Genomic DNA, 19154 nt, shown 5'->3' on the forward strand with positions numbered 1-19154 from the left:
ATGACCTTTTCTCTTATGAACGTGTTGGCGCTCTTCGGGGGCTATCTGTTGGGCTCCATCCCCTTTGGCCTGGTCATTGTGCGTCTGGCGGGTCTGGGCGATATTCGCACCATTGGTTCTGGCAATATCGGCGCGACCAATGTGCTGCGCACAGGGCGTAAAGATTTGGCGCTGGTGACTTTGTTGTTAGATAGTGGCAAGGCCGGGCTAGCCTGCCTGATTTTCACCTATGGATTTCAAGACATTCAGGCCGGTTTGATTGCGGGCGGTGCGGCCTTCTTCGGCCATTGCTTCCCGGTCTGGTTGAAGTTTAAGGGTGGAAAAGGCGTTGCGACCTTCCTCGGCACGCTGCTCGCCGCCGCTTGGCCGGTGGGGCTTTTAACCTGCGCCACCTGGTTGGGCATGGCGCTGTTAGGGCGGATTTCCTCGCTCAGCGCTTTGATAGCCGCCGCAGCCGCCCCGCTCCTGGCGCTCGCTTTTCACCGGGTGGATGTGGCGATTTTAGCGGGATTTCTTGCCCTCTTGCTCTATTGGCGGCATAAGGCCAATATCGAAAGACTCCTCAAAGGCGAAGAACCCAAAATCGGGGACAAGAAAAAGGATTAGGCTATGATCGGCCCCTTAAGTGAACGCCAAAGGGTCCACTGGCTACGCCTCTGCTTTACGCCCCATGTCGGGCCGGTGACGTTTTTCAAACTGCTCGACCGGTTTAAAACCCCAGAAGCTGTTATCAAGGCCCTTCCCGACCTCACCCGGCGCGGGGGCCGGATCAATCCCTTAAAAGTCCCAACCGAAGCCGAGATGGAAGATCTGATCGCGCGTCATGATCATTGGGGCGCGCGGATCTGGCTAGCTGGCGATCCAGATTTTCCGGCGCTCTTGAAAGCGCTTGATCCGCCGCCGCCCGTGATCTTCTCAGCCGGGCATTTAGATGTCAGTACGCCGCTGACCTGCGCCATCGTCGGTTCGCGCAATGCCTCCGCCGTGGGATTAAGGTTTGCCGGAAATATCGCACGAGCCCTGGGCGAGCGCGATGTGCATGTCGTGTCGGGTATGGCGCGCGGCATTGACGGCGCAGCCCATGCCGCCAGCCTGGACACCGGTACGATTGCGGTACTGGCGGGCGGGCTCGATCAGATTTATCCGCCCGAGCACAAAGATCTCTACAATGCGATTTGGCAAAAAGGCCGCCTGATCGCAGAGCGTCCCCTGGGCTATCATCCCAGCGCGCGTGATTTCCCGCGGCGCAATCGGATCATTTCCGGCCTTGCCAAAGCAACTTTGGTGGTGGAGGCCAGTGAGCGCTCCGGCTCTCTGATCACGGCGCGCTTCGCATTGGAGCAAAATCGCGAGGTGATGGCCGTACCGGGCTCTCCCCTCGATCCCCGCTCGAAAGGCACCAATGGCCTGATCCGTCAGGGCGCAACCTTGATTGAAAGCGTCGATGATGTGATGGAGGTCTTGGCGCATCACCATCTGGGCCAGGAAGGCCAAGCCAGCCTGTTTGAACCTGGCGAGAATGATTATGCCCACGGTGCCCGCGATTATGACGCCATGGACAAGGCCGTCGATCGGGCGCGCGAAACCATTGCCGATCTCCTCTCCCCCTCGCCCATCAGCCGTGATGAACTGGCCCGCGTCAGTGATATTCCGCTTCCCATCGTGATGGCGGTTCTGGTTGAGTTGGAATTGGCCGGACGATGTGAAATTGCCCCCGGCGGGCAGGTGCGCGCGCTTTACAGTGATGATTTCAGCTAAGGTCGGTTCAGCCTAGGTGATAATCATCCGCGGACCTTCATCATTGTCCTCAGGGGGCAAGGGATCTGCACGAAACTCCTGATCGGCCAGTTTCGCACACGCGCTTAACATCGCGCTGGTCGCGGGCAAATCGCGCGCCAGCGCATACTGCGCTAAACCTTCAATCATTTCTTCCAGATAGGCCTGTGCGTCTTCAGGTGCCGTTTCAAGAAGGCCGGATTGCATCAGGAAATCATTCATGGCTACACACGCACAACCTTTAATTGCTTACCCGTCATTTTCTACCTATACTTGCGCCACTTTCAACCCCGCTTCTCACTTATTCCATCGGTGAAAACACCGGTTTTTTTCAAACAACAGCGCGCGCATATTGACTTGACACCCGACCTCGCCCACGTTCGCCCGCCGCGAGCCCCTTTATTTTAAGGCCAAACCCCGAGTCGTTGCGCATGAATGTTGTCGTCGTCGAATCCCCAGCTAAAGCCAAGACAATTAACAAATATTTGGGCTCCGATTATACGGTTTTAGCCAGCTTTGGCCATGTGCGCGATCTGCCCGCCAAAGATGGCTCGGTCAAGCCTGATGAAGATTTTGCCATGGTTTGGGAGGTTGATGCCCAATCTGCCCCCAAGGTGAAAGCCATTGCCGACGCCGTCAAAGGCGCAGATCGCCTGATCCTGGCCACTGACCCGGATCGCGAAGGCGAGGCGATTTCCTGGCACTTGCTGGAGGCTTTGACCAAGCGCCGCGTCTTAAAAGATGTGCGCATTCAGCGGGTCGCCTTCAATGCGATCACGAAAAAGGCCGTCATGGATGCCATGGCCGCGCCGCGTGATATTGATATGGAATTGGTCGAAGCCTATCTGGCACGCCGCGCGCTGGATTATCTGGTAGGCTTCACCCTGTCGCCCGTTCTGTGGCGTAAATTGCCCGGCGCACGCTCGGCCGGACGTGTGCAATCGGTGGCCTTGCGCCTGATTACCGAGCGCGAGCACGAGATTGAAATCTTCAAACCGCAAGAATACTGGACCGTCGAAGCCGACATGACCAGTGAGGGGTCAAATCCCTTCCGCGCCAAGCTCTCCAAGTTTGAAGACAAGAAAATCACCCGCCTGTCCGTCACGGATGAGGCAATGGCGAAACGCGCTGAAAAAGCGATCAGTGAAGCTAATTTCACCATTGCCGCGGTTGAGGCCAAGCCCACTAAGCGCAATCCTTCACCGCCCTTCACCACATCGACCTTACAGCAAGAAGCCGCACGCAAGCTGGGCTTTGATGCCCAGCGCACCATGCGCACCGCCCAGCGCCTGTATGAAGGGATTGATATCGGCGGGGAAACCACCGGCCTGATCACCTATATGCGGACCGATGGCGTCTCGATGGATCCCGGTGCCATGAATGAGGCGCGCCGCCAGATCGGCTCTGAGTTCGGCGAAAACTACGTGCCTGAAAAGCCGCGCTTCTATTCGACCAAGGCGAAAAACGCTCAGGAAGCTCACGAAGCGATCCGCCCGACCAGTTTTATGCGCACACCGTCCTCTTTGCGTCTCGAAGGCGATCAGGCCCGGCTTTATAGCCTGATTTGGAAGCGCGCCATGGCGAGCCAAATGGAAAGCGCCCAGCTGGAACGCACCACGATCGACATCGAGAATGAAGACAAATCCCTGGCGCTGCGCGCCACGGGCTCGGTCGTGACGTTCGATGGTTTCTTTGCGATCTATCAAGAAGGCCGCGATGATGAAGAGGATGAGGGTGAAAACCGCTTGCCAGCTGTGAAGCAGGGCGCGGGTGCCAACCCAGAGACCATTTTCACCACACAGAGCTTCACCCAGCCGCCCCCGCGCTATACTGAGGCCAGCCTGGTGAAAAAAATGGAAGAGCTGGGCATTGGTCGGCCTTCGACCTATGCCTCGGTCCTCTCGGTGCTACGCGATCGCGATTATGTGCGCATGGACGACAAACGCTTTGTGCCTGAGGACAAAGGCCGCGTCGTTATTGCCTTCCTGGAAAACTTCTTCGCGCGGTACGTGCAGTATGACTTCACGGCCGATCTGGAAGATCAGCTTGATAAAGTCTCTGAAGGCTCGCTCGATTGGAAAGAGCTTTTACGCCAGTTCTGGACCGACTTCCATGGCGCGGTTGAGGATATTGCCGATCTGCGCATCAGCCATGTGATTGATGCGATGAATGAGGCGCTGGCCCCGCTCATCTATCCGGCCCGCGAAGATGGCTCTGATCCCAAGATCTGCCCCTCATGTAATGAAGGCGGGTTATCGCTGCGCCTGGGCCGTCATGGGGCCTTTGTGGGCTGTTCCAACTATCCTGAATGCCGTTATACCCGTCCGCTCAATGGCGATGCAGAAGCGGCCATCGAGGGCGATGGCGAGCTGGGTGCTGATCCAGAAACCGGCGCAACGGTTTATTTGAAAGACGGCCGCTTTGGCCCCTATGTCGAAATGGCCGTTGAGGGCGAGGATAAGCCCCGGCGCGGATCCATCCCCAAGGGCTGGGACGCCAAAGCGCTGGATCTGGAAAAAGCGTTGAAGCTGATCTATCTGCCGCGTGAAGTGGGCGCACACCCTGAAGATGGGGAGATGATAACCGCGGCGATTGGGCGCTTTGGCCCCTATATCAAGCACGGTAAAGTCTATGCGAACCTACCTAATGTTGATGAGGTTTTCGATATTGGCCTGAACCGGGCGGTGTCTGTGCTGGCCGATAAAAAGGCCAATCCGCGCGGGCGCGCCGCAGCGGCAGAACCCATAAAAGTACTGGGCGAACACCCCGAAGAGGGCGGTGAGATCCAGGTGCTTAAAGGGCGCTATGGCCCCTACATCAAGCATGGTAAGATCAATGCGACCTTGCCCAAGGATCTGGACCCGATGGAGGTCACGCTTGAGCAGGCTTTAGAGCTGATCACCGCTAAAGCCGCCAAGGCTCCGAAGAAAAAGGCCCCCGCGAAGAAGGCTCCGGCCAAGAAAAAAGCGCCTGCGAAGACATCCACCGCGAAAGCGGCCAAGGATGAGGGCCCAGAAAAAAAACCGGCGGCGAAAAAAACGGCGGCGAAAAAGGCTCCAGCCAAGAAAACCGCCGCTAAATCAACGACGACCAAGACAACCCCTGCGAAGAAAACGCCCGCCAAAACCAAGGCGGCCAAGGATGACCCCAGCGAAGAGGCTTAAAATTTGACCCATTCCCCCCTGCCCGATGGATTAACCCGCGACGCTATACTTTCAGCGATCAAGGCACAGGGCGGCCGACTGGGTAAGCGCGAAATTGCCAAAGCGTTGAGCATTCGCGGCGATGACCGCATCGCCCTGAAACGCCTGCTTAAAGACATGGAAGACGAAGGCAGCCTGACGCGCACGGCGGGGCGTGATTATGCTCTTCCTAATGAGCTACCTTCTGTCACGGTCGTCCAGGTCATCGACCGCGATGTCGATGGGGAATTGCTGTGCCAACCCTTAAAGGGTGAGGGTGAATACCCCACCATTCGTCTGGCCCCTGGTGAGGGCGCAGGCGGGAAAAATGAGCGCGCGGTTGGTATTGGCGATAAGCTGCTGGTGCGCTTAAGCCCCGAAGATGACGGCCAATATGAAGCGCGCATTATCAAGAAGCTAGGCGGCTCCGCGCACAAAATCCTCTGTGTCATGCGCAAGAATGAGAATGGCTCCGGGCGTCTGATCCCGGTTGATCGGCGCACCAAATATGAGCTGATCCCCGTCAAGGGCGAAAGCGCCAAGGCCAATGATGGCGATCTGGTGATGTGCCGGCTGTCGAGCGAAAAACGCTATGGCTTGAAAACCGCCATCATCGAAGAAGTGATCGGCGATGCAAATTCACCGCGCGCGGGCTCAATCATTGCGCTGGCTGAACATGGCGTGCCCACGGGCTTTGGCGCAGCCGAGCTGGAATACGTCAAAAACATCGCTCCGGTTGGGATGGAGGGGCGCGAGGATCTGCGCGACATTCCCCTGATCACCATCGACCCGGCCGATGCACGCGACCATGACGACGCCGTCTGGGCGGGTCCCGATGAAGATCCCACCAATAAAGATGGCTGGGTGGTTCTGGTCGCCATTGCCGATGTCGCGGCCTATGTCATCGGGGATAGCCCACTGGACCAAGGCGCGCGCGCGCGCGGCGTTTCGGTCTATTTACCTGATCGGGTCGTGCCGATGCTGCCTGAACGCTTGTCCAACGATTTATGCTCGCTGCGCGAGATGGAAGAGCGCCCTTGCCTGGCTGTGCGCATGGTTTTTGATCGCAATGGCAATAAGAAATCCCATCGCTTCATTCGCGGCTGGATGCGCTCTGCGGCGAAACTGGCCTATGAAGAGGCGCAGGCCGCCATTGATGGCCAAGGCACAGGTAAAGCCGAAACCTTGAAGAAGGACGTGCTGGAGCCCCTATGGGCGGCCTATCGTGTGTTGAAAGACGCCCGTGACCGGCGTGACCCGCTGAATATTGACGCGCCAGAGCGCAAAGTCCGCGTCAATGAAGCCGGCGAAGTCACCGGTATTGAACGGCGCGAGCGCTTGGAAGCGCATATGCTGATCGAAGAAATGATGATCCAGGCCAATGTCGCGGCGGCCGAAGCGCTGGAAGAAAAAAAATCGCCCCTCATCTACCGCGTTCATGATGAGCCGGGCTCGGAAAAGATTGATTCGCTCGCGGATTTCCTGCCCACCGTGAATTTGAAATGGACCAAAGCCGAACGCCCCACCACCCAGCGCTTTAACAAGGTTCTGGACATGGCGCGCGGCAGTGACCATTGGGAAACCGTCAATGAAGTGGTCCTGCGTAGCCAATCTCAGGCCGTCTATGATGTACGCAATATCGGTCACTTCGGCCTCAATCTGACGAAATACGCCCACTTCACCTCACCCATTCGCCGCTATGCCGACCTCACCGTCCATCGCGGTCTGATCCGCGCCTATAAGCTGGGGCCCAATGGCCAAAGCGATAGCGAGCAAGTCCAGCTGGAACGGATCGCCGAAGACACCACCGCCAATGAACGCCGCGCCATGGCGGCCGAGCGCGATGCGGTCGATCGCTTTATCGCCAATTGGCTCTCTGGCCGGGTTGGCGGAGAGTTTGAGGGCCGCATCACCGGCGTCACCCGCTTTGGGGCCTTCGTGCGCCTGCATGAAACCGGGGCCGATGGCCTGTGTCCAGTTTCGCAATTGGGCAATGAATATTTCCGCCATGATGAGCGCGCCCATGCCCTAGTCGGGGAAGGCTCCGGCAACACCTATCGTTTAGGCATGAGCGTTAAAGTGCGCTTGTTAGAGGCAACGCCGCTGACGGGGGGGCTTCTCTTTGAGATCTTAACCCCACCGGAGGCGGGCAAGAAGCCGCCCCATCGCAGTCATCGCCGTGATTCGGCCCGCCGCGAGGATCGCTCCAGCCGATCACGCCTGCGCCGACGTAAAAAATAGGACCTAAACCTAAAAGTGAACAAATTCCATGCAAGCGCCTGAAACGATAAAAGAACCTAAGATTATCGCGCTTCGCCCCAAACTGGCCGCCAGCCTGATCCTCACCCGAACGCAGTCAAATGGCACAAAAGAGGTTTTATTGGGCCGACGTTCAGGTCATCATGTCTTCATGCCAAAAAAATATGTATTTCCCGGCGGGCGCGTTGATCGGATCGACACCTATGCCCCGCTTGCCCGTGAATTATCTCGTGAAACCTCTGATCTGATGGGCCGCGCCCTCAGCGCGCCGCGCGCACGCGCGGTCGCTGCCGCGGCCTTGCGCGAAACGGCCGAAGAAACCGGTCTATTGATCGCACAGCCCGGTGCCATCCGCAGCGCCCACCCCGCCTGGGCCCCGTTTCGCAATGCCGGTGTTCAGCCCACGGCAGAGCCTTTGCGCCTGATGACCCGCGCCATTACACCGCCCGGGCGCAAGCGCCGCTTTGATGCCTGGTTCTTCCATGTGGAGATTGACCATCTTTATGGGGATCAAAACCCGGTCAGCAATGGTGAATTGGAAGATCTGAAATGGGTTGATCTCGATGAAGCGCGTCATCTGGACATTCCCCACATCACTCATTTCGTCCTGGAAGAAACCAAGGCGCAATTAAAAGCGCCGCAACCGATTCGCTATGTCCGTACACGTCATAAATCAGAAGAGGTGGTCGCCCTATGACCATCACACGAGCGAAAGACGCCGCGGCCCTTTTGATTTTGGATCAACAAGGTCACAAAGTTCTATTGGGGCGCAAGGATGGCCAATATACCCTGCCGCTGGCTTTCGTAGAGAGCAGCGATGGCAAAGCCCCGGGCCCCTACCGCAAAATCTCCAATAAGCGTCTGGGCGCGCCTGAACATCGCGCCTGCGCCTTTATGGATGCAGCCTTGCGCGCCAGTGTTGAGCATTTAGGCCTGATGATCACCACGCAAATCGATCCTCCACCCCCGCCTGCGCGCGGGCTGTGGGGCCGGATTGCCCGCCATGGCCTGATCCCGGACCGTATGCAGTTGACCTATCTGGGCCGCGCGCTGTCACCGTCTGATGCACCAGAACGCTGGCATATTCGGGTTTTTACCGCGCCCTATGGGGCGGTGGCCAATTCGCTGCGCCGTACCGCGCCCACCGCCCGCCCAGTCTGGATGGGTCCGGACGAAGCGCAAGATGTGTTGAGCCATAGTCCCGTCGCGCCCTTTCCTGGCCTGGCGTTTAAATATCTGGGGGCTCACCCCAAGCCCTTGCTGGCCTCCTATCGCTCTGGACGATTGCGCCTGTCACGGCTATAGCCGGGCGATGATTGCCACCTTCTTGATGTCCCCGGATCATGCCCGGGTTCGCGCGCTGACCACGGCCATGCTGTGTGCGGCGCTGTGCGGGTGTGGCTTTGGGCTGTTAATGCCGCTGGCCTCACTCAATCTTGAAGCCATGACCGGATCTGCGACCCTGTCGGGCCTGATCACTGCGGCCGCGGCGATTTCCAATGTCTGCGCGGTGCCGCTGGTGCCAGTGATTTTGCAAAAAGTCCATCCGCGCCGCGCTTTGGTTTTTTCCTCCGCCTCCATTGCGGTGGTCATTTTGATGTTCCCGCTGATGCCCAATCCCTGGATCTGGTTTGTCCTACGCCTGCTTATCGGGATTTCCATCACCTTGATTTTCATTTCCAGCGAAAGTTGGATCAATCAGCTGGCCGAGCCGAAAAAGCGCGCCAGCCTGCTGGCGATCTATGCCACAGTGTTGTCGCTGGGCATTGGCCTGGGCTCGCTCCTCATCGCGGCCCTCGGCTGGCAGGGATGGCTGCCTTGGGTTAGCGCTGCCCTGATCTATGGCCTGGGCGTGATCCCGGTGATGATTCTTAAAGGCCCCGATCTCATTCCCCCTTCAGCCAAGGAAACCGGCCTGAAAGCGCTATGGTTGGCTGCCCTGGCCTCACCGGCCGCGATTGTCGCCGGGGCTGTTTATGGCGCGATTGAAAACGCGATGCTGGCGCTTCTACCGATTTATGCCGAGCGTTTAGCCCTGCCTACCCTGGTGATCGGCACATTGCTGGCCGTGGGCACTTTGGGCGCGATTGTCCTGCAAATCCCGGTAGGTAAGCTCGCCGATCGCTTTGGCCGCGCCAAAGGCTTGTTATGGATCGCGGTGGCCAGTGTGATCCTGCCCCTCATCATGTGGATCTCAGGCACCCGCTTATGGCTACTTTACCCTTTATGCTTTGTTTATCTGGGCCTGGCGGGCGGGTTTTATACCCTGGGTCTGGCGCGCATTGGTGAGCGTTTTAGCGGCGGGGCGATCGCCACCGCGAACTCAGCCTTTATCCTGGCCTATGGCGTGGGACAGCTCGCCGGGCCATTAAGCGCAGGGGCCATGATGGACCATCAGGGCCCGCAAGGCCTGATGTGGGCGTTAAGTGCCATGGCCTTACTGTATTTCCTGATCGTGTTGCAGCGCCAACGTACAAAGCCCCATTGACACGAAGGCGTAAAAGCGTATTTTCGCGCGCTCAAACCGCGCCGGATTTGTTTTGGCGCGTTTCATTTTTCTACTAAGGTGCGTAAGACAATGGCGAAGCCCACTACCATCAAAATCCGTCTCAACTCGACGGCTGGCACTGGCTACTTCTACGTGACCAAGAAAAATGCGCGCACAATGACCGAGAAACTCGTCTTGAAAAAGTACGATCCGGTGGCGCGTAAGCACGTGGAGTTTAAAGAAGGCAAAATCAAGTAAGCTTGATTAGTCTTTCTTTGTACCAGATCAAAAGGCCGCGTTTTACGCGGCCTTTTTCTTTGCGATCATGACTTGGTTGCGCCCGGCGGCCTTGGCCTCATACAGCGCATCATCGGCGCGATGGAGCAGCGCCTCCATCGTGTCATCGCCCATCCCTTCAGCGACACCGGCACTGACCGTCACCTGGATCACATCGCCAGTAGCGCGCACCAAGAAGGGCTCAGCCTCGATCGCATGACGCACGCGCTCTGCAGCTTCATAGGCGCCATGAATACCGGCTTCAGGCAGGACCAGCACGAATTCCTCACCACCAAAACGCCCGGCCAATTCCAAAGCGCGCAAGGTCTTGCGCATACGCTCGGAAAACTCACGCAAGACATCATCGCCGGCCTGGTGGCCATAGGTGTCATTGATACGCTTAAAGTGATCAATATCGAGGATCGCCACGCTGACACTGTCTGAACGCGGGTCGCGCCCTTCGAGATATTGGCGCAGGCGCGACGCGATATAGCGCCGGTTATGTAGGCCCGTCAGCGGGTCTGTAACCGCCATTTCCAGGCTTTCTTCCAAACGCCCGCGCAATTGATCGGCATAGACTTTGCGCCGCATCTGGGTGCGCACACGCGCATTCAGCTCCGATCCATCCACCGGACGGGTCACAACATCAGACACGCCCAGATCCAGCGCACGCACCATCTGGCCCGAATCATCCCCATCGACAATGGCCAGAATCGGCAATTGACGCGTTGCGGTTTCCGAACGCACCCGCGCACACAGGCGCAGGCCATCAAATTTGGGCGTGGTCAAATCCACGACCAATAAATCAAGATCGCCCAATCCGGCACGCTCTGCCGAGACACGTGGATCACAATTGATCTCGATACTGAATTTCTTGGAAATTTTCGCGGCCAAACGCTGCGCCGGAGCATCATCCCCGGCCACGACCAGGATTTTGCCACTTGAACGGATATCTTCACGCTCAAAATCAGGGATTACCCCCTCACCGCCATCACGAAGACGCAGCTCATCAAGCACCATTTTCAAACGCAAGAGAGAGCGCACCCGCGCAAACAGGGCGACATCATCCACGGGCTTGGTCAGAAAATCATCTGCGCCCGCTTCCAGCCCGCGAATCCGGTCTTCGCGCTGATCGAGCGCGGTGACCATGATCACTGGGATATGACGCGTAACGGGATCGTCTTTCAACCGGCGACAGGTTTCAAACCCGTCCATGCCTGGCATCATGACATCCAGCAAAATGATATCAGGACTTTCCTGATGAGCCGTCTTGATACAGTTCAAACCATTATCGGCTTGGAAGACTTCGAAATATTCGGCCGACAACCGCGCCTCTAACAGGCGGCGATTGGTTTCCATATCATCGACAACCAGAATGCGCGCACTCATTCGCGCCCCCTTAGTCGAGAAACTTCCGGACGGTTTCGATGAAACTGGTCACGGTGATCGGTTTGGACAGATAAGCCTCGCATCCCCCCTTGCGGATGCGTTCCTCATCGCCCTTCATCGCGAAAGCGGTGACCGCGACCACAGGAATTTTTGAGAGATCCTCATCATCCTTGATCCATTTGGTCACTTCCAGGCCTGAAACCTCAGGCAGCTGGATATCCATTAAAATCAAATCGGGTTTATGCTCACGCGCCAAGTCAAGGGCTTTGAGCCCTTCGCGCGTTTGCAAGGTTTCATACCCGTGGGCTTCGAGCAGATCATGAAACAATTTCATGTTCAGCTCGTTGTCTTCAACGATCAAAACTTTTTTGGACATGACCTGCAGCATGGTGTCCACGTTATCCTTCATCTCCGCCGTATTCGGCGTGAGCCCTTATCCATCCGCGGACCATTAAACCCCATCTTCCTTAATCAAGAATGAGTCGAACCTCTAGCCTGTACATTTAGAACAAGATACGAACATGTTAAGATATGTGGGCCACAAACAGGGATAAGACAAGTGTTTCGTATTGGCATTGACATGGGCGGCACCAAAATCGAAGCCGTGGTGATGGCCCCAGATGGCGCCATCACGGCGCGCCAGCGTGTCGCCACACCCCAAGACTATGAAAGCGAAATTCGAACGCTAAAACAATTAGTTGAAAGCCTGGAAAGCCAACTTCCCGAACGCGCTTTTGTGGGTGTGTGTCATCCTGGATCATTCAGTCCCGCGACAGGTTTAATGCGCAATGCCAATTCAACCTGGCTGAACGGCAAATCGTTAAAATCTGACCTGGAAGCGGCACTGGCCCGCACCATAAAATTTGCAAATGATGCAGATTGTTTTGCAGTGTCGGAGGCAAAAGACGGCGCGGGCGCGGGGTTTTCCACCGTTTTTGGCGTCATCATCGGCACCGGAACCGGAGGCGGCATCGTCAAGGACGGCCATTTACACACCGGGCCCAGCGCGATTGCCGGGGAATGGGGCCATATTCCGCTGCCCTGGCCCAGTGTGGAGGAGCTGTCCATCCCGCCTTGCTGGTGCGGCCTTCAGGGATGTTTAGAAACCTGGCTGTCGGGCACCGGGCTCAGCGCGGATCATCACCGCATGACGGGCCAAAGCCTGAAGGGTGAAGACATTGTCGCGCACGCCTTGGCAGGTGATGAGCAGGCCCGCGCCAGCCTCACCCGTCATGCTGACAGAATGGCGCGCGGCCTGGCGGTGGTGCTGAACATCCTCGACCCTGATTGTGTGGTGCTGGGCGGAGGGCTTTCGAATATCCCAAATCTGTCAGCAGCGATTGAGGCCCGTCTTCCGCGCTATGTCTTCTCTGATACCATCAAGACGGTAATCCGCCGCGCCCAGCATGGCGATTCGTCCGGTGTGCGCGGCGCGGCTTGGCTTTGGACTTTAGAGGGGCCATCGCCGCAATGAATGAGCCTCTGATCAATTATTGCCGCGCTTGTCACACCCGCTTTAACGGGGTGCACGAGTATTGCCCGGCGTGCGGCGATCATGCCCTGCTCTCTCATCCGCAAATTGATCAGCTCTCGATTGCCCATATCGATTGTGATGCGTTTTTTGCTTCGGTGGAAAAGCGCGACAATCCCGAGCTGGACGATAAGCCGGTGATTATTGGCGGCGGCCAGCGCGGGGTGGTTTCTACGGCCTGTTATATCGCGCGCCTTTATGGGGTGCGCTCGGCCATGCCCATGTTTAAAGCGCTTGAGCTGTGCCCCGATGCGGTGGTGATCAGCCCTAAGGGCGGGCGCTATGGCGTGGTGGGCCGTCAAATCCGCGATATGATGTTCGACACCACGCCTTTGGTCGAACCGCTCTCGATTGATGAAGCGTTTTTAGATCTAACGGGAACGCAGCGGCTTCATAAATGCGCGCCGGTGCTAACCCTTCTAAAGCTGCAACAACATATCTATGACGAAGTTGGGGTTACGGTATCGGTGGGCCTCAGCCACAATAAATTCCTGGCCAAGACCGCCAGCGAGTTGGATAAGCCCAATGGCTTTTCCATCATTCCCCCGCGCGACACCTTGGATATTCTGGCCCCCATGTCGGTGCGCGCCGTTTATGGCGTGGGACCGGCCTTTGCCAAAAAGCTGGAAGATCAGGGCCTACGCACCTTAAAAGATGTCCGAAAACTCTCCGATAAAGATCTCGCCCATCGCTATGGTGAGGCGGGCCTGCGCCTGGCGCGCCTGTCACGCGGCGAGGATAGCCGCAAGGTCAAGCTAGAGCGTGTGCGCAAAAGTGTGTCGGGTGAGACGACGTTTCACCGCGATATCTGCGATCTTGAAACCCTAAAATCCAAGCTATGGGACCAATGCGTGCGGGTCGCTGACGAGATGAAGACCAAAGGCGTCGCCGGTCATGTCGTCACTTTAAAGCTGAAAACCGCTGACTTCAAAAGCCTGACCCGGCGGCGCACACTCAATGCCCCGGCCCAGCTGGCCGATACGCTTTATAAAACCGCTTGTCCGTTGTTAGAGGCTGAACCCAAGGGGCGCTATTACCGCCTGATCGGGGTCGGGTATTCCGATTTAGTCGCCGCCCAGGGTGATGTTGGCGATCTACTTGATCCCAATGCCTTGAAACGCGCCGCCATTGAGCGCGCCAGCGATGTCGCGCGCGCCAAATTTGGCAAGGACATCATCCAAAAAGGCCTCAGCTTTAAATCCCAAGCCCCAAAAAAGAAAACGGAGCCCTGATCCAGGGCTCCGCTTCACTGTTGTCAATAACGACCTGTCTTAGAAAGTCACATCCAGACGCAGGGTAAGGCTGCGCCGCTCGCCATAGGTGACATAGTTGGCGGAATTCCAAGAGGCCGCAGAGCGGCTACGCGCCTGACGATAAGTCTCGTAATTCTCATCCAGGACATTGTTAAGATAGACGCTGAATTTCGCGCTTTCATTCAACTCAACGCCCGCCGACAAATTGACGATTTCATAGGCCGGGGTTGAATCTTCCGCACGGGTATTGAAGTGGGTGACATATTCGCCATAGGCCGTCACATCACCGCGCACATAGGCATCACGCCCGAACACCTGAAGATCTTTTTCTAAGGCCACATAGACATTATAGTCTGGAACCATGGTCATATCATCGCCGTCCTCAGCCCCAATGCTAGGCGCATCTGAGGTCATTTTGGAATCGGTATACCCGGCATTAATGATCAAACGCAGATCTTCACGGATCAAGGTTTCGGTTTCCAGCTCAATACCTTGTGACTGGGCAGAGGCCGCATTGGCGGTGTAGCTGAAGCCACAGGTCGGCATATAGATGCTGGCCCAAACCCCATCCCACTCCACACGATAGATCGCAGACGAGACCTGAAGGCGGTTCTTGAAGAGATAGCCCTTAAAGCCCAGCTCATAATTGGTGATCTCATCAGAATTATAGCGGCTGGTGAAGCTTTTCGCGTTTTCATCGGCCGCACACGCATCAGGCAAGACGGGGAAGTTATTGCCGCCCGGACGATAGCCTTCGGAATAGACGCCATAGAAGGCAAATTCCTGACGCGGACGCCAGCTGACGGTGAATTTCTTGCGATTGCCGCTTTCAGAGCCTGAAGAGGTTGAGTTGATCAGGTCTTCGCCGAACCAGACGCCCGATGAGATCGACTTGCTCTCATCTTCCAGCTCGTAGAAGCGAACGCCTGCGTTCAACTCCAGCTCGCCATATTGACCGATGTCAAACGTATAGCCGAGCTGAGCGAACAGGGCTTGCTCCTGGGTGTAGCTGCCTAATTCTTCCAGCTGATATATGCGTGAGCGATCACCATAAAGGGCTTCACCGGCCGCAAATACATCCCCGCCCCAGGCATTAAGATCAGGGTCCAACCAGGCATTGATGATGGAACGCGCCTCTGGCGTGGTTTCGATATATTGCCATTGATTGTTGGGATTGGCGTCAGCGACATCGCGGTCATAGAAATAGCCGAAGGTCCAGTTAAAGCGTGACCAATCGGCGGCCTGGAAGCGCAGCTCATGCGTGGTGCGGTGATTATCGCCATCATCGGTGATGATCCACGTCTTGAAGAGGTCAGAACCATCCAGACGCGACCAGTCTTCTAAGCGGCTGCCCGTGGTGGTGCGGTAAGACCCGGCATAAAAGACATCGGCAAAACCGAAAAGGTCATCATATTCGAAATTGAACGTATAGAGATTAAGCTCGGTCTTGCGCCAGTTATCGAGCATATTCCAAACGGTATATTGCGCAGGATGACCATGGGTGGCGTTGGCCCCGCGGCATTGCGCGCGTTGCCCTTCACACGCCACTCTACGGAAATCTACGCTATACCCGCCCGGCAGGCTGGCATCATGGGTCAGATCAGCGATCATATAACGACCCGGCTCAGAACTATCCAGGGTCGTGGTACCGGTGCGATTGGTGCGGTTATGGACATAGCCCACAGAGGCACGCCAATTTTCTTGCGGCTCCCACAACAGCTTTGCGCGTACATAACGCCGATCAGCACTGTTAAAATGGCCGGTATAGGCGTTTAAAACTTCACCGGCATCATCCGAGGTGTGCGCAACCACACGCAGCGCCAGCTGATCTTCGATCAAAGGCAGATTAACGCCGAAATAAACGCGCTGATCCAGGCCGTCTTCATGCTTGGTGATCGTGGTTTGGGCGGAGCCAAACGCAGAGAAGTCTTGAAGATCTGGCGCATTGGTAATCACGCGCACCGTGCCGCCAATGGCGTTCGAGCCATAAAGCGTACCTTGCGGACCGCGCAGAACCTCAACACTTTTCACATCATACAGCTCTGACCAATCTAGCGGAATGTCATCAAAGAAAGAGCTGGTTGTGCTGGGCGCTGCAGAATTACCGCCCGACAAGCCACGCAGGATCAAAGTCCCCGTCGGGCTGGCTGCCCCCGCGATAGACCGAAACAGATCTTCTTTATTCAGCGTATTGCGACGCGCAAGCTGTTCCACATCCGTCACCGAGATATTCATCGGAACATCGGTCACCACTTCAGGACGTTTGCGCGAGGTTACCGTGATAACTTCCAAACGCGGCGCAGAGGCACTCGCCCCCTCGCCTTCGCTTTGCGCATAAACGCCCGGTGCGGCCATCATCGTGGCCAAAACCGCCAAGCCACTGGCCTGAAGTAAGGATGCTTTGATTGATGTCATTAAGGTCATTCCCCAACGGATCAAAACTTCGCACATTACGAAGCTTACATGTTGCCGTAGGGTTTCGGTAAGATTGCGGTAACATCAACTTAGTTTTACTCTCCGACTTAGAGAGAAAAACTATTGTCTGGACATTGACCGAAGAGTATTGCGACTCTTTATCGCAAACTTAGCAATAAAGCCCGAATTTTATGACAATATCAGAATTATTGCGCGCCATTGTCACAATTCGCGCATGAAGATAGCGTGCGCACAACTCAAATCGTGTGATGAAAAATCTACACTTTACCAGACGATTAGCCTTGCGCGCTAAAGGCATTGCTGACGCATGCCCCATCCAGCCAGCGCCAGACATGGGGCCATAGCGTATCATGCAGCTTGGGATGGAACAGGCCTGCATGGCCAATCTGGCCCAGCTCTACGTCTTTGGGCCGCACAAACTTCATTTCTGAAGGCGCGTGAGGATATTGATTGAGCAACCAACGCACCGCATCGCGGGTTGCGATGGGATCATCTTCGGGCACCCAGGCGCGGATGGGCCGGGTAAAGCTCTGATACTTGGTCAAATGCCCGGCTTCGGCCATGGCATCACGGAAATAGTCAATCCGCACACCCCAATCGCGCCATTGCTTGAACACGCCAGGGGGCAAATCATCACCGCGCCACATCACGCCCTTGGGGATCATGCCCCGTGTGGCCAGCCAAATCGGCCCCATGACCCGCCAAAAGGCCCAATGCATATATTTTGACGGTGCGGCATGACGCCCCCAATAACCGGACCCTGAAGATAGGAGCGCGATCGAGCGCAGCCCCAGATCTTTGGGAAGAAAGCTCAAAAAATGCCCGCCCACCGAATGGGCAACCACATCAAAGGGTAAGCCCGGAAACAGGCTCACTAACGCGCGCGCCGCAGCGGGCATATCATAAACGCCCCAATCGAGCATGGTCGCGTTATCTTTGCGGGCAGGCCCTTCACGTGAAGCCCCAATACCGCGATAATCATAGGTCAAAACGGCCCATCCCGCGCGCGCCGAAGCACTCGCGAAGGGCTCATAAAACTCTTTACGAAAACCGGTGGCTGAATTGATCAACATCACAGCGCGTGGACGATGGGGGGCAAACAGGCGCGCAGCCAAGACCCGACCGTCCGTCGTCTGAACGTGGACATCGCGTCTCAACATCAAGTGACCACCGGCCACATCCTTCATTTCATAGTCCTTCGCCTGATTATCCCGCGTACCATGTCAGCGATCAAAGCTTGCACCCTTGTATAGACAAGATATGACAACTCAATAGAGTTAGCAAAAGGATTACGACCATGTCGGCCATTGAAGCGCGTCTATCTGAGCTGGGCATCACCTTGCCTGAACCTGTAGCCCCCGTGGCGAACTATGTTCCCTTCGTGCAATCGGGCAATTTAGTGCACGTATCCGGACAAATTTCCATGGGGCCTGAGGGTCTTATCGCAGGACGATTGGGCGAAACTGTGACCTTAGAGGCCGGCATCGCCGCGGCTCGTCAATGCGCGATCAATCTGATCACCCAGTTTAAAGCGGCCTGCGGCGGTGATTTGGATCGCCTGGCCCGCGTCGTGCGTCTTGGCGGTTTTGTCAATGCGGTGGGTGATTTCACCGATATTCCCAAAGTGATCAATGGCTCATCGGACTTGATGGTCGAGGTCTTCGGTGATGCGGGCCGTCATGCGCGCTCTGCGGTCGCCTGCCCGGTTCTTCCTTTAGGCGCCGCCGTTGAGGTCGACGCCATCATTGAACTGAAAGCTTAAGTTTTAGCGTTCATCGACTTCATGAGTGAAGACACGCGAGGTATGGATCCCGGCTCTGCGCTTCGCTGGGCCGGGAACCCGGTAGCGGTTAACCGGGCGATCAGCCCGCAAGGACGTCCGCCCGCAGCGAAGCGAGGATAGAATATAAAATCGCGACCCCGGACTTGATCCGGGGTCCAATTGAGGTAGGAACATGCAAGCCTATGTGTATATTCTAGCCTCAAAACCGCATGGCACACTTTATATCGGATCATGCGCAGATCCTGCATTGCGCATTGAGCAGCACCGACAAGGCCATGGCTCTCAGTTCGTCAAAAAATATAGCGTCTACACCCTGGTTTATCTTGAAGGGTGCGAAACCACACATGATGCCATCACGTTAGAACGGCGCATGAAACGCTGGCGACGAAGCTGGAAAATTGATCGGATCGAAAAAGACAATCCCAATTGGGACGATCTCTATCCCCATTTAAACCAATACCTACCCTTGTAATGGATCCCGGCTCTGCGCTTCGCTGGGCCGGGAACCCGGTAGGTTTTGTATGGCTAGCAACGCGGCCCCGGACTTGATCCGGGGTCCATCAACCCCAAAGGGGTTGCGAGCGCGAATGCGCGCCCGCAGCGTAAGCGAGGATACTAAACAAAATCGCCCCCTCCGGCCTTTCAGGCCACCTCCCCCGCGTCGCAGGGGAGGACTTCACCGTGTTTGTCATCAACTCTGATATTTTCTGTCGTCCCTGATTCTTGCGTTGAGGATGACGATGATCTTTCGCATGAGGGCAGCGATTGCGAGGATGGGCTT

Annotated in this window: 17 protein-coding genes; 12 read left to right on the forward strand and 5 right to left on the reverse strand. The window is 56.5% G+C overall.

Annotation, left to right across the window (positions count from 1 at the left end):
- On the forward strand, positions 1-606 hold the full coding sequence (plsY, locus tag H151_RS0113265; RefSeq protein ID WP_019962155.1) for a glycerol-3-phosphate 1-O-acyltransferase PlsY: 606 nt from the start codon (positions 1-3) through the stop codon (positions 604-606).
- Between the two features lie 3 nt (positions 607-609).
- Complete coding sequence (gene dprA / locus H151_RS0113270) at positions 610-1758, forward strand: DNA-processing protein DprA (protein WP_019962156.1); 1149 nt, start codon at positions 610-612, stop codon at positions 1756-1758.
- A gap of 12 nt (positions 1759-1770) precedes the next feature.
- Here dprA and H151_RS0113275 read toward each other — a convergent pair whose 3' ends face one another.
- Complete coding sequence (locus H151_RS0113275) at positions 1771-1998, reverse strand: hypothetical protein (protein WP_019962157.1); 228 nt, start codon at positions 1996-1998, stop codon at positions 1771-1773.
- 209 nt (positions 1999-2207) lie between these two features.
- Here H151_RS0113275 and topA point away from each other — a divergent pair, with 209 nt between their 5' ends.
- The 6 genes from topA to rpmG all read left to right on the forward strand — a co-directional run bounded on the left by topA (position 2208) and on the right by rpmG (position 9963).
- A complete protein-coding gene (gene topA, locus H151_RS0113280; RefSeq protein WP_019962158.1) occupies positions 2208-4940 on the forward strand; it encodes a type I DNA topoisomerase in 2733 nt (910 codons plus the stop codon).
- 3 nt (positions 4941-4943) lie between these two features.
- Complete coding sequence (rnr, locus tag H151_RS0113285) at positions 4944-7199, forward strand: ribonuclease R (protein WP_019962159.1); 2256 nt, start codon at positions 4944-4946, stop codon at positions 7197-7199.
- A 28-nt stretch (positions 7200-7227) separates the two neighbouring features.
- Complete coding sequence (locus tag H151_RS0113290) at positions 7228-7914, forward strand: NUDIX hydrolase (RefSeq protein WP_019962160.1); 687 nt, start codon at positions 7228-7230, stop codon at positions 7912-7914.
- On the forward strand, positions 7911-8522 hold the full coding sequence (locus H151_RS0113295) for a hypothetical protein (protein ID WP_019962161.1): 612 nt from the start codon (positions 7911-7913) through the stop codon (positions 8520-8522). Before H151_RS0113290 ends, H151_RS0113295 begins: the two co-directional genes overlap by 4 nt.
- 7 nt (positions 8523-8529) lie before the next feature.
- Positions 8530-9705, forward strand: coding sequence for an MFS transporter (locus H151_RS0113300; RefSeq protein WP_019962162.1), 1176 nt, complete (start codon positions 8530-8532; stop codon positions 9703-9705).
- A 90-nt stretch (positions 9706-9795) separates the two neighbouring features.
- Positions 9796-9963, forward strand: coding sequence for a 50S ribosomal protein L33 (gene rpmG / locus H151_RS0113305; RefSeq protein ID WP_009800672.1), 168 nt, complete (start codon positions 9796-9798; stop codon positions 9961-9963).
- Positions 9964-10005: 42 nt separating this feature from the next.
- Here rpmG and H151_RS0113310 read toward each other — a convergent pair whose 3' ends face one another.
- Together H151_RS0113310 and H151_RS0113315 are read right to left on the reverse strand one after the other, a co-directional pair.
- Positions 10006-11370, reverse strand: coding sequence for a PleD family two-component system response regulator (locus H151_RS0113310; protein WP_019962163.1), 1365 nt, complete (start codon positions 11368-11370; stop codon positions 10006-10008).
- A 10-nt stretch (positions 11371-11380) separates the two neighbouring features.
- Positions 11381-11746, reverse strand: coding sequence for a response regulator (locus H151_RS0113315; RefSeq protein WP_026354014.1), 366 nt, complete (start codon positions 11744-11746; stop codon positions 11381-11383).
- A gap of 204 nt (positions 11747-11950) precedes the next feature.
- On the opposite strand from H151_RS0113315, the gene H151_RS0113320 reads away from it, so the two are divergent.
- Both H151_RS0113320 and H151_RS0113325 read left to right on the forward strand, forming a co-directional pair.
- Positions 11951-12844: an ROK family protein gene (locus tag H151_RS0113320; RefSeq protein ID WP_019962165.1), complete on the forward strand. Its 894-nt coding sequence runs from the start codon at positions 11951-11953 to the stop codon at positions 12842-12844.
- A complete protein-coding gene (locus H151_RS0113325) occupies positions 12841-14133 on the forward strand; it encodes a DNA polymerase IV (protein ID WP_019962166.1) in 1293 nt (430 codons plus the stop codon). Before H151_RS0113320 ends, H151_RS0113325 begins: the two co-directional genes overlap by 4 nt.
- Positions 14134-14172: 39 nt before the next feature.
- On the opposite strand, the gene H151_RS0113330 is transcribed toward H151_RS0113325, so the two are convergent.
- Together H151_RS0113330 and H151_RS0113335 are read right to left on the reverse strand one after the other, a co-directional pair.
- Complete coding sequence (locus tag H151_RS0113330; RefSeq protein WP_019962167.1) at positions 14173-16569, reverse strand: TonB-dependent receptor; 2397 nt, start codon at positions 16567-16569, stop codon at positions 14173-14175.
- Positions 16570-16865: 296 nt separating this feature from the next.
- On the reverse strand, positions 16866-17777 hold the full coding sequence (locus tag H151_RS0113335; protein ID WP_019962168.1) for an alpha/beta hydrolase family protein: 912 nt from the start codon (positions 17775-17777) through the stop codon (positions 16866-16868).
- A 110-nt stretch (positions 17778-17887) separates the two neighbouring features.
- Between H151_RS0113335 and H151_RS0113340 the strand changes: the two genes are divergently transcribed.
- Positions 17888-18352: a RidA family protein gene (locus tag H151_RS0113340; protein ID WP_019962169.1), complete on the forward strand. Its 465-nt coding sequence runs from the start codon at positions 17888-17890 to the stop codon at positions 18350-18352.
- A gap of 193 nt (positions 18353-18545) precedes the next feature.
- Positions 18546-18845: a GIY-YIG nuclease family protein gene (locus H151_RS0113345; protein WP_019962170.1), complete on the forward strand. Its 300-nt coding sequence runs from the start codon at positions 18546-18548 to the stop codon at positions 18843-18845.
- Positions 18846-19154: the final 309 nt, after the last annotated feature.

Origin of the sequence: Woodsholea maritima DSM 17123, from assembly GCF_000382325.1 — a bacterium.
Taxonomy (GTDB): Bacteria; Pseudomonadota; Alphaproteobacteria; order Caulobacterales; family Maricaulaceae; genus Woodsholea; species Woodsholea maritima.

Coding starts and splice junctions, on each gene's coding strand:
- topA (WP_019962158.1), top strand. CDS start 2,208: ATGAATGTTGTCGTCGTCGAATCCCCAGCTAAAGCCAAGACAATTAAC.
- H151_RS0113320 (WP_019962165.1), top strand. CDS start 11,951: ATGGGCGGCACCAAAATCGAAGCCGTGGTGATGGCCCCAGATGGCGCC.
- plsY (WP_019962155.1), top strand. CDS start 1: ATGACCTTTTCTCTTATGAACGTGTTGGCGCTCTTCGGGGGCTATCTG.
- H151_RS0113325 (WP_019962166.1), top strand. CDS start 12,841: ATGAATGAGCCTCTGATCAATTATTGCCGCGCTTGTCACACCCGCTTT.
- H151_RS0113315 (WP_026354014.1), bottom strand. CDS start 11,746: ATGTCCAAAAAAGTTTTGATCGTTGAAGACAACGAGCTGAACATGAAA.
- rpmG (WP_009800672.1), top strand. CDS start 9,796: ATGGCGAAGCCCACTACCATCAAAATCCGTCTCAACTCGACGGCTGGC.
- H151_RS0113295 (WP_019962161.1), top strand. CDS start 7,911: ATGACCATCACACGAGCGAAAGACGCCGCGGCCCTTTTGATTTTGGAT.
- H151_RS0113275 (WP_019962157.1), bottom strand. CDS start 1,998: ATGAATGATTTCCTGATGCAATCCGGCCTTCTTGAAACGGCACCTGAA.
- H151_RS0113340 (WP_019962169.1), top strand. CDS start 17,888: ATGTCGGCCATTGAAGCGCGTCTATCTGAGCTGGGCATCACCTTGCCT.
- H151_RS0113330 (WP_019962167.1), bottom strand. CDS start 16,569: ATGACATCAATCAAAGCATCCTTACTTCAGGCCAGTGGCTTGGCGGTT.
- dprA (WP_019962156.1), top strand. CDS start 610: ATGATCGGCCCCTTAAGTGAACGCCAAAGGGTCCACTGGCTACGCCTC.
- H151_RS0113290 (WP_019962160.1), top strand. CDS start 7,228: ATGCAAGCGCCTGAAACGATAAAAGAACCTAAGATTATCGCGCTTCGC.
- H151_RS0113300 (WP_019962162.1), top strand. CDS start 8,530: ATGATTGCCACCTTCTTGATGTCCCCGGATCATGCCCGGGTTCGCGCG.
- H151_RS0113335 (WP_019962168.1), bottom strand. CDS start 17,777: ATGAAGGATGTGGCCGGTGGTCACTTGATGTTGAGACGCGATGTCCAC.
- H151_RS0113310 (WP_019962163.1), bottom strand. CDS start 11,370: ATGAGTGCGCGCATTCTGGTTGTCGATGATATGGAAACCAATCGCCGC.
- H151_RS0113345 (WP_019962170.1), top strand. CDS start 18,546: ATGCAAGCCTATGTGTATATTCTAGCCTCAAAACCGCATGGCACACTT.